General features: G+C 67.9%; 15 protein-coding genes. 10 read left to right on the forward strand and 5 right to left on the reverse strand.

Annotated elements, in window-relative coordinates; genetic code table 11:
• The first annotated feature begins 24 nt into the window (after window positions 1–24).
• The 9 genes from mltG (at window position 25) to WS75_RS08410 (ending at window position 8,641) form a co-directional block, all read left to right on the forward strand.
• The gene (gene mltG, locus WS75_RS08370) at window positions 25–1,044 is read left to right on the forward strand and encodes an endolytic transglycosylase MltG (protein WP_059680068.1); all 1,020 of its coding nucleotides are present in this window, start codon (window positions 25–27) and stop codon (window positions 1,042–1,044) included.
• The gene (gene tmk / locus WS75_RS08375) at window positions 1,044–1,664 is read left to right on the forward strand and encodes a dTMP kinase (protein ID WP_059604208.1); all 621 of its coding nucleotides are present in this window, start codon (window positions 1,044–1,046) and stop codon (window positions 1,662–1,664) included. The genes mltG and tmk overlap by 1 nt, the downstream gene beginning before the upstream one ends.
• A gap of 18 nt (window positions 1,665–1,682) precedes the next feature.
• On the forward strand, window positions 1,683–2,711 hold the full coding sequence (locus WS75_RS08380) for a DNA polymerase III subunit delta' (RefSeq protein WP_059680069.1): 1,029 nt from the start codon (window positions 1,683–1,685) through the stop codon (window positions 2,709–2,711).
• Window positions 2,712–2,790: 79 nt separating this feature from the next.
• Window positions 2,791–3,570, forward strand: coding sequence for a TatD family hydrolase (locus WS75_RS08385; RefSeq protein ID WP_059538079.1), 780 nt, complete (start codon window positions 2,791–2,793; stop codon window positions 3,568–3,570).
• A 43-nt stretch (window positions 3,571–3,613) separates the two neighbouring features.
• The gene (locus tag WS75_RS08390; RefSeq protein ID WP_059680070.1) at window positions 3,614–4,324 is read left to right on the forward strand and encodes an ankyrin repeat domain-containing protein; all 711 of its coding nucleotides are present in this window, start codon (window positions 3,614–3,616) and stop codon (window positions 4,322–4,324) included.
• A 119-nt stretch (window positions 4,325–4,443) separates the two neighbouring features.
• Window positions 4,444–4,800 carry a Rap1a/Tai family immunity protein gene (locus WS75_RS08395; RefSeq protein WP_006755340.1) on the forward strand — a complete coding sequence of 119 codons (357 nt, stop codon included), beginning with the start codon at window positions 4,444–4,446 and terminating at the stop codon, window positions 4,798–4,800.
• Window positions 4,801–4,897: 97 nt separating this feature from the next.
• Complete coding sequence (locus WS75_RS08400) at window positions 4,898–6,070, forward strand: mechanosensitive ion channel family protein (protein ID WP_059680071.1); 1,173 nt, start codon at window positions 4,898–4,900, stop codon at window positions 6,068–6,070.
• Window positions 6,071–6,103: 33 nt separating this feature from the next.
• Window positions 6,104–7,279, forward strand: coding sequence for an AAA family ATPase (locus WS75_RS08405; RefSeq protein WP_059680072.1), 1,176 nt, complete (start codon window positions 6,104–6,106; stop codon window positions 7,277–7,279).
• Window positions 7,280–7,576: 297 nt separating this feature from the next.
• Window positions 7,577–8,641 (forward strand): glycosyltransferase family 4 protein, encoded by a 1,065-nt coding sequence (locus WS75_RS08410; protein WP_059680073.1) that lies wholly within the window; start codon window positions 7,577–7,579, stop codon window positions 8,639–8,641.
• A 99-nt stretch (window positions 8,642–8,740) separates the two neighbouring features.
• Here WS75_RS08410 and WS75_RS08415 read toward each other — a convergent pair whose 3' ends face one another.
• The 3 genes from WS75_RS08415 to WS75_RS08425 form a co-directional block, all read right to left on the reverse strand.
• The gene (locus WS75_RS08415; protein WP_059680074.1) at window positions 8,741–9,328 is read right to left on the reverse strand and encodes a BPSL1445 family SYLF domain-containing lipoprotein; all 588 of its coding nucleotides are present in this window, start codon (window positions 9,326–9,328) and stop codon (window positions 8,741–8,743) included.
• Between the two features lie 229 nt (window positions 9,329–9,557).
• On the reverse strand, window positions 9,558–10,019 hold the full coding sequence (locus WS75_RS08420; protein WP_059680075.1) for a hypothetical protein: 462 nt from the start codon (window positions 10,017–10,019) through the stop codon (window positions 9,558–9,560).
• 319 nt (window positions 10,020–10,338) lie between these two features.
• Window positions 10,339–10,629, reverse strand: a complete 291-nt coding sequence (locus tag WS75_RS08425; protein WP_044843641.1) for a PsiF family protein — start codon at window positions 10,627–10,629, stop codon at window positions 10,339–10,341.
• Window positions 10,630–10,901: 272 nt separating this feature from the next.
• Here WS75_RS08425 and WS75_RS08430 point away from each other — a divergent pair, with 272 nt between their 5' ends.
• Window positions 10,902–11,924 (forward strand): asparaginase, encoded by a 1,023-nt coding sequence (locus WS75_RS08430; RefSeq protein ID WP_059680076.1) that lies wholly within the window; start codon window positions 10,902–10,904, stop codon window positions 11,922–11,924.
• An 83-nt stretch (window positions 11,925–12,007) separates the two neighbouring features.
• On the opposite strand, the gene lysM is transcribed toward WS75_RS08430, so the two are convergent.
• Together lysM and WS75_RS08440 are read right to left on the reverse strand one after the other, a co-directional pair.
• Window positions 12,008–12,478 carry a peptidoglycan-binding protein LysM gene (lysM, locus tag WS75_RS08435; protein ID WP_021162125.1) on the reverse strand — a complete coding sequence of 157 codons (471 nt, stop codon included), beginning with the start codon at window positions 12,476–12,478 and terminating at the stop codon, window positions 12,008–12,010.
• Window positions 12,479–12,934: 456 nt separating this feature from the next.
• Window positions 12,935–13,828, reverse strand: coding sequence for a 2-hydroxy-3-oxopropionate reductase (locus WS75_RS08440; protein WP_059680077.1), 894 nt, complete (start codon window positions 13,826–13,828; stop codon window positions 12,935–12,937).
• Window positions 13,829–13,879: the final 51 nt, after the last annotated feature.

Below are 13,879 nucleotides of genomic sequence, written 5' to 3' on the forward strand. Positions count from 1 at the left end.
GGGTCTTACCTGAGTCTCGTTTCCATGTCCCTACTGAAGAAATGCGCCGCGACGGTCGTGGCGCTGGCCGTCGTTGTGGCCGCTGCCGGCGCGGGCGGCGGATATTACTGGGCGACCCGGCCGCTGCTGCTGGGTGCCGCGTCGCTGGACGTCACGATCAAGCCGCGCAGCAGCGTGAAGAGCGTCGCGCTGCAGCTCAAGCGCGGCGGCGTGCCGATCGAGCCGCTCGGCTTCGTCGCGATGACGCGCCTGCTCGGGCTGTCGAGTCGGCTCAAGTCCGGCAACTACGAATTCAAGACCGGCATCACGCCGTACGACGTGCTGCAGAAGATCGCGCGGGGCGACGTGAACGAGTACGTCGCGACGGTGATCGAAGGCTGGACCTTCAAGCGGATGCGCGCGGAACTCGACGGCAATCCCGATCTCGCGCACGCGACGGCCGGCATGAGCGACGCCGAATTGCTGCGCGCGATCGGTGCGCCGGACAGCGCGATTCAGCGCGGCAGCGGCGAGGGGCTGTTCTTCCCCGACACCTACCTGTTCGACAAGGGCACGAGCGATCTGAACATCTACCGGCGTGCGTACCATCTGATGCAGACGCGTCTCGACGAAGCGTGGGCCGCGCGCGTGCCGGGCCTGCCGTACAAGACGCCTTACGAAGCGCTGACGATCGCGTCGATCATCGAAAAGGAAACGGGTCACGCGGCCGATCGCGCGTTCGTCGCGGCCGTGTTCGCGAACCGGCTGCGCATCGGGATGCCGCTGCAGACCGATCCGTCGGTGATCTACGGCCTGGGAGACGCGTACGACGGCCGCCTGCGCAAGCGCGACCTGCAGGCGGACACTCCCTACAATACCTACACGCGCCGCGGGCTGCCGCCGACGCCGATCGCCCTGCCGGGCGTCGCCGCGCTGCAGGCGGCGATCAATCCGGCCCAGACGAGCGCGCTCTATTTCGTCGCGAAGGGCGACGGCACGAGCGTGTTCTCGGACACGCTCGGCGACCACAACAAGGCCGTGGACAAGTACATACGAGGTCAATAATGGCGAGCGGTAAATTCATCACGTTCGAAGGCATCGACGGGGCGGGGAAGACCACCCACCTGCAATGGTTCTGCGAACGCCTCCAGGCCAGGCTGGCCGCGAGCGGCCGGCAGGTCGTCGTCACCCGCGAGCCGGGCGGCACGCAGCTCGGCGAGAAGCTGCGCGAGATCCTGCTGAACCAGCCGATGGATCTCGAGACCGAAGCGCTGCTGATGTTCGCCGCGCGCCGCGAGCACCTCGCGCTCGTGATCGAGCCTGCGCTCGCGCGCGGCGACTGGGTCGTGTCGGATCGCTTCACCGACGCCACGTTCGCGTACCAGGGCGGCGGCCGCGGACTGCCGCGCGACAAGCTCGAGACGCTCGAGCGCTGGGTCCAGGGCGGCTTCCAGCCCGACCTGACGGTGCTGTTCGACGTCGCGCCGCAGGTGGCGAGCGAGCGCCGCGGCGCCGCGCGCATGCCCGACAAGTTCGAAAGCGAGTCGGACGCATTCTTCTCGCGCACTCGCGCCGAATACCTGCGGCGCGCGGAAGAGGCGCCGCACCGCTTCGCGATCGTCGACGCGACGCAGACGATTCCCGACATCCGCCAGCAGCTCGAACGCGTGCTCGCCGCGCTGTAACACGAAGGAACGCACCACATGATCTATCCGTGGCAGACCGACGACTGGAACCGCCTGCAGCAACTGCGTGCGCAGTGGCCGCATGCGCTGTTGCTGCACGGCCAGGCCGGGATCGGCAAGCTGCAGTTCGCGCAGCATCTCGCGCAGGGCTTCCTGTGCGAGGCGCCACAGCCGAACGGCGAGCCGTGCGGCACCTGCGCGGCCTGCACGTGGTTCGCGCAGGGCAACCATCCGGACTACCGGATCGTGCTGCCCGAGGCGCTCGCGGGCGAGGCGCCGGGCGCCGCCGACGACGCGAAGCCGGCCGACGCGGACGAAGGCGGCAAGAAGACGCGCGCGCCGAGCAAGGAAATCAAGATCGAGCAGGTGCGGGCGTTGCTCGACTTCTGCGGGGTCGGTTCGCACCGCGGCGGCGCGCGCGTCGTCGTGCTGTACCCGGCCGAGGCGCTGAACGTCGCCGCGTCGAACGCGCTGCTGAAAACGCTGGAGGAGCCGCCGTCCGGCGTCGTGTTCCTGCTGGTGTCGGCCCGCATCGACCGGCTGCTGCCGACCATCATCAGCCGCTGCCGGCAGTGGCCGATGACCGTGCCGGCGCCCGACGCCGCCGCGGCATGGCTCGCGGCGCAGGGTATCGACGATGCGCGCGCGCTGCTCGCCGAAGCCGGCGGCGCGCCGCTCGCCGCGCTGGCGCTCGCGAGCGACGAGAACCGCCCGCTGCGCGATTTCACGCTCGGCCAGCTCGCGGCGGGCGCCGCGTGCGATCCGTTCGCGTGCGGCGAGACGCTGCAGAAGCTGCCGGTGCCGCTGGTGCTCGGCTGGCTGCAGCGCTGGCTGTACGATCTGCTTGCGCAGCGGATGGCGGGCGCGCCGCGCTACTTCCCGATGCAGGCGGCCGCGCTCGCGCGGTGCGCGGAGGCGGTCGACGCGCATGCGTTCGCGCGCTTCATGAAGGCCGTGACGCGCCAGCGGACGGTCGAGAACCATCCGCTCAATGCCCGGCTCGTATTCGAGGAACTGTTTCTCGGTTATCGGGAAATGTTCGCGTGAGCGAGTATTGTTTCCTTCGGGTGGGGAAACGATTGCCGGCGAGCGCATGAGCGCCCGCCAACCGTATTCAGGAACCACGATGTTCGTCGATTCTCACTGCCACATCAATTTCAAGGGTCTCGCCGACCGCCTGCCTGCCGTGCTGGAGAACATGCGCGAGCACGACGTCACGCACGCGCTGTGCGTGTCGGTCGACTTCGAGACGCTGCCCGACGTGCTCGCGATCGCGCAGGCGCACGACAACGTGTACGCGTCGGTCGGCGTGCACCCGGATCACGAGGACGCACGGGAGCCGACGCTCGCGGAACTGATCGAGCTGGCCGCGCACCCGAAGGTCGTCGCGATCGGCGAGACGGGCCTCGACTACTATCGCCTCGAAGGCCGCTCGATCGCCGACATGGAGTGGCAGCGCGAACGCTTTCGCACGCACATCCGCGCGGCGACCGCGACGATGAAGCCGCTGATCATCCATACGCGCTCGTCGTCGGAAGACACGCTGCGAATCATGGCCGAGGAGCGCGCGGACGTGCCGGGCGGCGTGATGCACTGCTTCACCGAGCCGTGGCCCGTTGCCGAGCAGGCGCTCGCGCAGAACTTCCATATCTCGCTGTCGGGGATCGTCACGTTCAAGAACGCGACCGACGTGCAGGACGTCGCGCGGCGCGTGCCGCTCGACCGGCTGCTGATCGAAACCGACTCGCCGTACCTCGCGCCGGTGCCATATCGCGGCAAGCCGAATGAACCTGCGTACGTCAGCCATGTCGGACGCTTTATCGCATCCGAGCGGGGGATCGCCGTCGAGGCGCTCGCCGATGCGACGACACAGAACTTTTTCCGGCTGTTCAAGATCGCCCGCTAACGGCGCGCGGCCAGCCGACAACCCAGGGAAGGAGCCCACAACAATGACGAAGCCGACCACATACCTGCCCAAGCGCGCACTCGTCGCCGCCGCGCTCGTCGCGAGCGGCCTCTTTGCCGCCGCCGGCGCGCATGCCGAGTCGCTCGACGCGATCGTCAAGGCGGTCAAGTTCGACGATATCGCCGACATCGGCAAGCAGCTCAAGAGCGGCAAGCTCGATCCGAACACGCTCGCGCCGAACGGCGACCCGATCCTCGTGATCGCCGCGCGCGAGAAGTCCGACAAGGTCGCCGCCGCAATCGCCACGACGCCGAACGTCGACCTCGAGAAGGAAGACAAGGCAGGCGAGAACGCGCTGATGCTCGCGTCGCTGAACGGCGACGTCGGGCTCGTCAAGCTGCTGATCGACAAGGGCGCGGAAGTCAGCAAGAAGGGCTGGGCGCCGCTGCACTACGCGGCGACCAACGGCCAGGACGAGGTCGTCAAGATCCTGCTCGACCACGACGCGTATATCGACACCGCATCGCCGAACGGCACGACGCCGCTGATGATGGCCGCGCGCGGCAACCACGCGACGACCGTCAACCTGCTGCTCGACCAGGGTGCCGATCCGCAGGTGAAGAACCAGCTCGGCATCACCGCGCTCGAGTTCGCGAAGCACTACAAGGCACCGGACGCGATCGACATCCTGAGCAAGCGGACGGTGCGCGTCGGTGCGTCGGCGCCGGCAGATGGCCAAAAGAGTGCAAAATGACGGTTTCGGCGCGGTGGCGCAGCGCCCGGTCGTCCGGTACCCGGCCGGCCGCGGGCGTCCGGCTGCCGCGCCGGTCAGCGCAGCAAGCGGCCCGGGGCCGCATTGACATAAGGAACACCATGTTGCGGGCTATGTTTTGTGCCGCGGCGTTCGCCGTGCCGTTGTCGGCGGCGGCTTTCACGGGCGCGGATCTCGACCGGCTGTGCGCGAAGACGGACGTCAAGTCGCGCGCGTCGTGCGCCGCCTACATCGAAGGCGCCGCCGATGGCGTCTACAACACGATCGACGCGATCGGCGGTACCACGGGGCCGCGCGTCGGGCAGTATTTCTGCCTGCCGCCCGACATCCGGGCGCAGCAGATGACCGACGCGGTGCGCAAGTACATCGCGGAGAACCCGAAGCTGGCCGACTACAACGCGAGCACCGCGGTGTCGCTCGGTCTCGGCAAGGCGTTCCCCTGCAGGGGCGGCAGCTGATCTGACGCCGGGGCCGGGCGCGCGCGTTGCCCGGACGTCGCCGACGCATCCAGGACGAGGCCGCCGCGCCTCATAACCGAAGCATTCCCGGGCGCCGATGATTTCAATCGAGGAATTGCAGCGCATCGCCGATGCGCCGTTGCATGCGTGGCTCGGCACGCTGGGCGTGTCGGTCATCGTCGTGCTCGTCGTCGTGATCGTGCACCGTGTCGGCGCACGCATCGTCAAGCGCATCGCGCAGCCGTATCCGTTGATGAGCGCGATCCTGCGTTACATCGACAAACCTTCGCTCGTCACGCTCGCGCTGCTCGCGCTCGAGTTCCTGTGGATCCAGGCGGACGACGGCATGTCGTTCGTGGGCGGGATGCGCACCGCGGCCGCGGTCGGCTCCATCGTGTCGCTGACCTGGCTGCTGGTGCGGCTCGCGGCCGGTGTCGGCGACGCGATCATCCAGGCCCATCCGATGGATGCGGCCGACAATCTCCACGCACGGCGCGTCCACACGCAGGCCAAGGTGCTCGTGCGGACCGTCATGGTGCTGATCGTGATCATCGGCACCGGCGCCGCGCTGATGACGTTCCCGAACGTGCGCCAGGTCGGCGCGAGCCTGCTGGCGTCGGCCGGCGTCGCGGGGCTGGTTGCCGGCATCGCCGCGCGGCCGGTGCTCGGCAACCTGATCGCCGGGCTGCAGATCGCGCTCACGCAGCCGATCCGGCTCGACGACGTCGTCGTGATCCAGGGCGAGTGGGGCCGCATCGAGGAAATCACCGGCTCGTTCGTGTCGGTGCGGCTGTGGGATCAGCGCCGGCTCGTCGTTCCGCTGCAGTGGATCATCGAAAACCCGTTCACGAACTGGACGCGCAGCAGCTCGGAGATCATCGGCACGGTGTACCTGTCGGTCGACTACCGCACGCCGCTCGCGCCGCTGCGCGAGGAACTCGCGCGGCTCGTCCATGCGGCGCCCGAGTGGGACGGCCGCGTGCAGGTGCTGCAGGTGACCGACGCGACCGAGCGCACGATGCAGTTGCGCGCGCTCGTCAGCGCGGCCGACTCGTCGGCATGCTGGGATCTGCGCTGCCGCGTGCGCGAAGGCTTGATCGCCTACCTGCAGGCGCGCTTTCCGCAATGCCTGCCGCGCAGCCGAACGGAGCTGTATCCGCACGATTCGGCGCTGGACGAGCCGAACCCCGAACGGCCGCATGCGCGGCCGCCCGCCGCCAGCACGGCAGCCAACACCGCGGCCGATCCGAAGGCCACCGAAGGCCGCTGAACGCGTGCCAATATCCGCCGCCATTTTCTTTCCATGACCGCGCTGAACACGCTCGCCATCGCCAACTACCGCTCGCTGCGCGAGCTGATCGTGCCGCTCGCGGCGCTCACCGTCGTCACGGGGCCGAACGGCAGCGGCAAGTCGAGCGTTTACCGCGCGCTGCGGCTGCTCGCCGATACGGCGCAGGGGCGCGTGATTCCGTCGCTCGCGCGCGAAGGCGGGCTGCCCTCGACGCTGTGGGCCGGCCCCGAGCGCTTTTCGCGCGCGATGCTGAGCGGCGAGATGCCGGTGACCGGTACGGTGCGCAATGGACCCGTGAGCCTCAAGCTCGGTTTCGCGGGCGACGATTTCGGTTATGCGATCGATCTCGGCCTGCCGGTCCCGAGCCGTTCGCAGTTCGCGCTCGATCCCGTCGTGAAGCGCGAATGCATCTGGGGTGGCGCGCTGTTGCGCCCGTCGACGCTGCTGGTCGACCGGCAGGGCGCGCAGATTCGCGCGCGCACCGCGTCGGGCGACTGGCACACGGTGCCGCAGCCGGTCGCGAGCTTCGACAGCATGATGACCGAGTTCGCCGATCCGGTCGGCGCGCCAGAGATGATCGCGGTACGCGAGCGGATCCGATCGTGGCGCTTCTACGACCATTTCCGCACCGATGCGCAGGCGCCCGCCCGGCAGTCGCACATCGGCACCCACACGCCGGTGCTCGCGGACGACGGCGCCGACCTGGCTGCCGCGCTGCAGACGATTCGCGAAATCGGAGATGCCGCCGCGCTCGACGCGGCGATCGACGACGCGTTCCCGGGCGCATCGATCGACATCGACAATCCGGGCGGCCGCGGCCGCTTCGACATGCTGATGCGCCAGCCGGGGCTGCTGCGGCCGCTGTCGGCCGCCGAGCTGTCGGACGGCACGCTACGCTATCTGCTGCTCGCGGCCGCGCTGCTGACGCCGAGGCCGCCCGCGCTGATGGTGCTGAACGAGCCGGAAACGAGCCTGCATCCCGATCTGCTGCCGGCGCTCGGCCGCCTGATCGCGCAGGCCGCGCAGCGTTCGCAGGTGCTGGTCGTGTCGCACGCGGCGCGGCTCATTGCGACGCTCGAACGCGAGGCCGGCTGCGAGTCGCTGGTGCTCGACAAGCAGCTCGGCGCGACCGTGCTCGTCGACGCGGATACGCGCGACTTGCCGCCGTGGAAGTGGCCGTCACGCTGACGGGCGGGGCGGGGCGGGGCGGTGCGTGCGTGGCCCGTCAGCGGTGGGCCGTTGGTCGCCCGCCCTCGGACGCCCGCCGCGCCGGTCCGGCCGCCTCGAAGCTGGTACGGACGGCCCGCGGGCGAATGTATCCTGTCTGTAACAACGCCCATAAAATGAAAGTCCGGTGCTTCCGGGCATCGAGATCGCGAATAATGATGAGAGATTCGGCCGGCGCGATGCCGGCCGCACGCCGCACGGAGCGCGGTGTGCCCCAGCCCCCGTGCCGGCCGATCGAGGACACAGGAGAGGTGGACCATGAGAATTGCCCAGATCGCCCCGCTGACTGAATCCGTCCCGCCGAAGCTGTACGGCGGCACGGAGCGCGTCGTGTCCTACATCACCGAGGCGCTCGTCGATCTCGGCCATGACGTGACGCTGTTCGCCAGCGGCGATTCGACGACCCGGGCCAGGCTCGAACCGGTGTGGCCGCGCGCGTTGCGGCTCGACTCGTCGATCCGCGATCGCGTCGCCCCGCACATGCTGCTGATGGAGACGGTCGCGCGCCGCGCGAAGGATTTCGACGTGCTCCATTTTCACATGGACTACTACTCGTTTTCGGTTTTCAACCGGCAGGACACGCCGTACGTGACGACGCTGCACGGCCGGCTGGATCTGCCCGAGCAGCAACCGGTGTTCGACACGTTCAACACCGCGCCGGTGATCTCGATATCGAATTCGCAGCGCCAGCCGCTGCCGCAGGCGAAATGGCTGACGACCGTGTACCACGGCCTGCCCGACGCACTGTACCTGCCGCAGCCCGTCGAGCCGCGCTATCTCGCGTTCCTCGGCCGTATCTCGCCGGAGAAGCGGGTCGACACGGCAATCCGCATCGCGCGCCAGTGCGGGCTGCCGATTCGGATCGCAGCGAAGATCGACGCGGCGGACCAGGAATACTTCGAACGCGAGATCAAGCCCCTGTTCGCCCTCCCGCACGTCGAATACATCGGCGAGATCGCCGACCACCAGAAGGCCGAATTCCTGTCGGGCGCGCATGCGCTGCTGTTTCCGATCGATTGGCCGGAGCCGTTCGGGCTGGTGATGATCGAGGCGATGTCGTGCGGCACGCCGGTGATCGCGTTCAATCGCGGCGCGGTGCCGGAGGTGGTGGACGAAGGCGTGTCGGGCTTCATCGTCGAGGACGAGATCAGCGCGGTGGCCGCCGTGAACCGGCTGCACCTGCTGCCGCGCGCACGCGTGCGGCAGCGCTTCGAGGAGCGCTTCACGGCGCGGCGGATGGCGCTGCAGTACGTCGACGTGTACCAGTCGCTGATTCGCGCGCAGAAGCGTTCGCGCTTCAAGGTGATCGATTCGACGACCTGACGCGCCACGCGCGCGGATAAAAAAACGGCGATGCCCGCAAGGACATCGCCGTTTGCACGTCGCCCGCGCGCGGTGCGCACGGGCGAGGACGCCTCGGCTTCAGATCTTCAGCTTCGTGACCTTCGTGCCGTTGATCGACACGTCGCCCATCAGGCCGGCATTGGTCAGCACGACGACCTGGACCGGCGCGGTGGCCGTGGTCGTGTCGACCGCGCCGTTCGCGCCCATCTTCACGAGCGCGACCGATGCACCGGCGCCGGCTGCCCAGCCGTCCGAGCCGCGGAATTCGTCGAGCGCTTCCTGCGTCATGAACAGGAACACGATCGCCTTCGACTGCGCGCCGGCCTGCAGGCCGACCGACAGCGACGACGTGTTGTAGTAGCCGACCGTGCTGCCACCGACGCGCAGTGCGCCGTTACCCGACTGGCCGCCGACGATGAAGCCTGCCTGGATCACGTCCGGGAACACGAGCACGCCGCGCGACTTCGCGACGAGTTCGCGCGAACCCTTGACCGTGGAATACATGCGCGACAGCGTTGCGTCGACGCTCGAATCGATCGCCTGACGCTTCGACGCATTGGTCGCGGCATTGTCGGGTTTGTCGGGGGTGGTGGTGCAACCGGTGAGCGCAAGGCTGCCGACGACAAGCGCAGCGGCGGCTTTTAGCACAAGATTCCGTTTTTGCATCGTTCTTCTCCATCGGATGACGTTCGGAGTGAGTCTCGCTCACGGAGCGGATCACGTCGGCAGTTATATCACAGCGGATTACAATCCCTTTTCGTTCGCGCGTGAAAAAGCGTCAAATCGTTTTGCGGTGTCGCGGCGCGCCAACGGACGGACCGGCGCGCGCACGGCGATACGTCGCGCGGCCGGCCGGGGACGGCGGGAAAGGGGAAAGGGGAGCGATTGCTGCGCGTCAGTGTGGCGTGACGGGCGGTGCCGGCGGGGCGGCCGGTTTGATCGGCGGGCGCCGCAGCGCGCGGCGGATCAGCGCGATCACGACCCCGCACGCGAACAGGAACGCGGCCGGCACGACCCAATAGCCGACGAATGCATGCCACAGATAACCGGCGAGCGTATTGCGGCGCACCACGTATTCGTCCCGGGCTGCCTGCTGACGTGCCGCGTTGGCGGCCAGCACGTCGGCCGGGCAGCCGGCGGCGCGCGCCGCGTCAGGATCGCCGTGGCACTTCGCGGCGGCGCCTGCCGCCTGCTGCGCATCGGTGAGCTGCCAGGTGGTCAGCGCGAGCTGCAGGTCGGCCTTGTTGTACGCCATTTCCTCGCGGATCTCGCGCACGGCGACGATCGCGACGGGCACGGCCCAGAACACGATCACGATCAGCCAGCGGCGGAACCAGCGGTGTTGTCTCCATGCCATCCATGCCTCCGTTTGACGCGGTGTGCGCGTCCGTCTCGAGGGCGGCCCGATGGCGCTTCTTGTACTTGGATGGGCCGCGTTGCAGCCATCATAGAAGAAATCGCGGCGAATTGCCGCACCATGTGGCGGCATTCGTACGGCGCGTGGAGGGAAGCGGGGAGGGACGGCGGTGGAGCATGTCGCAACGGCGGCGATGCCGTCGGCCGGACAGCGCGGCGACGCATCCGGCGTCATCGCGCGCGTCGATGCGCGTGCAACGAAAACAAAAATGCCGCGCCCGCCGAAGCGGTGCGCGGCATTCGCGCGGGAGCACCGGAACTCAGGCGGCCGGCTGGCTGCTCAGGCAACTCTTCATGAACGCCTTGCGGTCGTCGCCCTTCTTGTCGGCGGCCTGGGTGTTGCAGGCCTTCATCTTTTCCTGCTGCGACATCTTCTTCGCGGGCTTGGCCGACAGGCAGTCCTTCATGAACGCCTTGCGTTCGTCGCCCGTCTTGCCGGCGGCCTGGGTGTTACAGGCCTTCATCTTGTCCTGCTGGCTGTTCGCCGCGAAAGCGGGGGAAGCCAGCATGCCGCCGAGAAGGACCGCGGCTACGAGCGATTGGATTTTCATTTCGACACTCCCATGGGGTGAATTGCGTTTTATATCGACGCCGTCACGAAGCCCGGCGCAATGGGAACAGGGTCACATCGCGCCGCGCGCTCCGATTATGGCAAATCAATGTGAAAACACCAAAACGGCATACTTATAACGCGGCGGGCAACGCGGCCGTTGACGGCGTGCGCACGCCGGCGATCGGGACAAACCATGATGCGACGCGTTCGGCTCCGTTCGCGCGCACGGGACCTACCGGATGCCGGCCGCGAGCGATTACAATCGCGGCCATGAATATTTCGAACACCGCAACTCCTTCGTCCGCGCCGGCGCTGCCGCGCATCGCCGTACTCGCCACCGGCGGCACGATCGCCGGCGCCGCGCCGGACGCCGCCAGCACGGCCGGCTATCAGGCCGGCGCGCTCGGCGTCAATTTCCTGCTCGACGCGGTGCCGGCGCTCGCGTCGGTCGCGCGCATCGATGCCGAGCAGGTCGCCAGCATCGACAGCAAGGATCTCGCGCTGCCGCTCTGGAATACGCTCGCCGCGCGCATCGACGCGCTGATGGCCGATCCGGCGATCGACGGCATCGTGATCACCCACGGTACCGACACGCTCGAGGAAACCGCGTACGCGCTGCATCTGGTCGTGACCGGCGACAAGCCGGTCGTGCTGACGGCCGCGATGCGGCCGGCCACCGCGCTGTCGTCCGACGGGCCGCTGAACCTGCTGAACGCGGTGACGGTCGCCGCTCACCCGGCCGCGCTCGGGCAGGGCGTGCTCGTCGCGTTCAACAACCGGATCCACGGCGCGCGCGACGTCGTGAAGACGAGCACTTACGCGGTCGACGCATTCCAGTCGCCGGAACTGGGCGCGCTCGGCTGGGTGCAGGACGGCCGCGTCGAATTCGCGCGCCGCGTGACGCGCTCGCGCGATGCGCACCTGGCGATTGCTGCCACGTGGCCGCCGGTCGAAGTCGTCGCGAGCTATGCGGGCGTGACGCGCACGGCCGTCGACGCGCTGGTGGCGGCCGGCGTGCGCGGCCTCGTCGTGGCGGGCACCGGCAACGGGTCGATCCACGCGACGCTGCAGGCGGCGCTCGCCGATGCGGTGAAAGCGGGTGTCGCCGTGGTGCGTGCGTCGCGCGTCGGCTCGGGGCACGTGATGCGCAACGGCGCCGCGAACGACGACGTGCTCGGTTTCGTGAGCGCCGGGTCGCTGAGCCCGTTTAAGGCACGCGTGCTGCTGATGCTTGCGCTCGCGAACGGCATGCACGGGCGCGACGCGCTGCAACGCGCATTCGACACGCTGTAACCGCTGTCCGCCGATCGGGCGGCGCGCATGAAAAAAAGGCAGGCCATCGGCCTGCCTTTTTTGCGTCAGTGCTGCGCGAATGCTCAGGACTGCGGCGGAATCACGAGCTTCTGACCCGGATAGATGCGGTCCGGGCTCGACAGCATCGGCTTGTTCGCCTCGAAGATCGCCGGGTACTTGTTCGCGTCGCCGTACACTTCCTTGGCGATCGCCGACAGCGTGTCGCCCGGCTTCACGTCGTGGTACTGAACTTCCGGATCGTCCGGCTGCAGATCGTCGTCGTTGACGCCCGCGACGCCTTGCACGTTGCCGGCCGCGACCTTGACCTTCGCCTTCGTGTCGAGGTCGGCGACGCTGCCCGACAGCGTGACGGTGCGCGATGCGCCGTCGAACGCCACGGTCAGGTTCGACGTGTCGAGACCTTGCGTGTTGATGTAGTTCTTGATCGCATCGGCCGCGGTCTGGTTCGCGGCATTCGGATCTTCCGCTGCTTGCGCATCGGCGTGACCCAGCAGTTTTTCACCCGCCTCTTTGATAAACGAAAGAAGACCCATCGCTGCACTCCCTAGGTGGTTGAAAAGAAAACGCGCCGTGAAGTGGCGAAAAAAACACCGCGCTGGGCGCGATCACAGGCGTGAGCGCAAGCGCGGCGGATTTCTCGAAAGGCGTGGCGAAAGTGTAGGCGTTCATCGCGACGATTGCATGAAAAATCGCACGCCCGAACGTAAAGAAATGTAATACGCGAAATCCGACAGGCGGACACCCGACGACGACGTCTGACCGACCAAGGCTTCCCCGGCGTCGCCGGGTGCCGCTGCGGACCCCACCACGCCGCTCTCAGCCCAGAGCGGCGTTTTTCGCCCCACCGCGCACGCATTTCGGCAATACGCGGCGGGGCGCCCCATCGTGATGCACGCGCAGGCGTGCATCGATGCGACCGGCCGTGGCCGGATCGCGTGTATGCGTCGCGCGTTCGCCGTTGCAGCGAAACGCGCGTCGTTGCGTCGGCGTTACGCGGCCGGCGTCTGACCGATCTCGAAGTTCGACATGATCTCGAGCGCACGCACGAGTGCCGAGTGATCCCACGCCTTGCCGCCATGCGATGCGCACACGCTGAACAGCTGCTGCGCGCTCGCCGTGTGCGGCAGTGCGAGGCCGAGCTTGCGTGCACCGTCGAGCGCGAGGTTCAGGTCCTTCTGATGCAGCTCGATGCGGAAGCCCGGATCGAACGTGCGCTTCGTCATGCGCGCACCGTGCACTTCGAGGATGCGCGAGGCGGCGAAGCCGCCCATCAGCGCCTGACGCACGCGCTCCGGATCGGCGCCCGAGCGTGCGGCAAACAGCAGCGCTTCGCCGACCGCTTCGATGTTCAGCGCGACGATGATCTGGTTCGCGACCTTGCAGGTCTGGCCCGCGCCGTTGTCGCCGACGAGCGTGATGTTCTTGCCCATCTTCTCGAACAGCGGCTTCGCGCGCTCGAAGGCCTTCTCCGGGCCGCCGACCATGATCGTCAGCGTTGCTTCGCGGGCGCCGACTTCGCCGCCGGACACCGGCGCGTCGAGGTAGTCGCAGCCGAGCGCGTTGATCTGCTTCGCGAATTCCTGCGTGTCGAGCGGCGAGATCGAGCTCATGTCGATCACGAGCTTGCCGGCCGAGAGACCCTTCGCGACGCCGTCGTCGGCGAACAGCACGTTACGCACGTCGGGCGTGTCCGGCACCATTGAGATGATGACGTCGGCGTTCTGCGCGACTTCGGTCGAGTTTGCGACGACCTTCGCGCTGGCGCGCAGGTCGTCGGGAATCGGGAACGCACCGTTCACGACGAGCTGATGATCGCCCTTGAGCAGGTTGCGCGCCATGTGCGCGCCCATGATGCCGAGGCCAATGAAACCGATGGTTGCCATGTGAAAGTCTCCTTTAGGGGCGTATGTGGGAATGCCGCGGGAAGGGCGGAT

Source organism: Burkholderia sp. FL-7-2-10-S1-D7, assembly GCF_001524185.1.
Taxonomy (GTDB): Bacteria; Pseudomonadota; Gammaproteobacteria; order Burkholderiales; family Burkholderiaceae; genus Burkholderia; species Burkholderia diffusa.